This window comes from Mesorhizobium sp. M8A.F.Ca.ET.218.01.1.1 (genome assembly GCF_004791165.1).
GTDB lineage: Bacteria > Pseudomonadota > Alphaproteobacteria > Rhizobiales > Rhizobiaceae > Mesorhizobium.
In genome coordinates this window covers 1-342 of sequence record NZ_SRUZ01000106.1, presented here as the reverse complement: position 1 = coordinate 342, position 342 = coordinate 1, and the positions used below count along the sequence as shown (strand labels likewise).

1 protein-coding gene is annotated in these 342 nt (G+C 62.0%); it reads left to right on the top strand.

Going from position 1 to position 342, the window contains the following annotated elements:
• On the top strand, positions 1–342 hold a 342-nt coding region (locus EN861_RS34590), incomplete at both ends, for a carboxymuconolactone decarboxylase family protein (RefSeq protein ID WP_245512179.1).

Sequence of the window (342 nt, the reverse complement as noted above, 5' to 3'; positions counted from 1 at the left end):
GGCGCCCCAGATCATGAAGGCGGTGTCGGCACTCAACAAGGCGGTCGACGAATGCGGGCTTGAAGTGAGCCTGCTGCATCTGATCAAGCTCAGGGCTTCGCAGATCAATGGCTGCTCATATTGCGTCGAAATGCACAGCCGCGAGGCGAGGCGCGACGGCGAGACCGAGACGCGGCTCTATCTCGTCGCCGCCTGGAAGGAATCGCCGCTGTTTTCGGAGCGCGAGCGCGCCGCCTTCGCCTGGACCGAAGCCGTGACGCTGATCGCCGATAACGGCGTATCGGACGAACTCTACGCCCGCACGCTTGAGCATTTCTCGGAAGAGGAACTGGTCAAGCTTTC